The organism is Lysinibacillus fusiformis, from assembly GCF_003049525.1.
GTDB lineage: Bacteria > Bacillota > Bacilli > Bacillales_A > Planococcaceae > Lysinibacillus > Lysinibacillus fusiformis.
The window spans coordinates 1-427 of record NZ_PYWL01000050.1 but is presented as its reverse complement, the minus strand read 5'-3'; the positions used below and the strand labels follow the sequence as shown (position 1 = coordinate 427).

The 427-nt window shown below is 37.9% G+C and carries 1 protein-coding gene; it reads left to right on the top strand.

Annotated elements, in window-relative coordinates; all coding sequences use genetic code 11:
- The coding region (locus C9J29_RS24040) for an ABC transporter permease (RefSeq protein WP_170110048.1) at nucleotides 1–427 on the top strand (427 nt) is incomplete at both ends.

Here is a 427-nt window from a genome sequence, read left to right as displayed (position 1 = left end):
CAACGGTCACGCAGCGGGTTTCAAAGAAATTACGAACGGATATTTCAACAAAAATCAACCGCCTGCCTTTAAAATACTTTGATTCTACTAGTACCGGGGATGTACTAAGCCGGGTTACGAATGATATTGATTTAATTGGTCAGACAATGAATCAAAGCCTAGGAACGCTTGTTACAGCTATTACCATATTCGTTGGTTCACTCATCATGATGTTCTACACCAATTGGATTATGGCCATATCTGCTATTCTTTCAACAATTATAGGCTTTGCTTTTATGACTTTCATCATCTCCAAATCTCAGATCTATTTTGCAGAGCAGCAAAAAGAGCTTGGGAAGCTGAATGGGCATATTGAAGAAATTTATTCTGGACACCATATTGTTAAGGTTTTTAATGGTGAAAAGAAAGCAAAGGAAACCTTCCACGA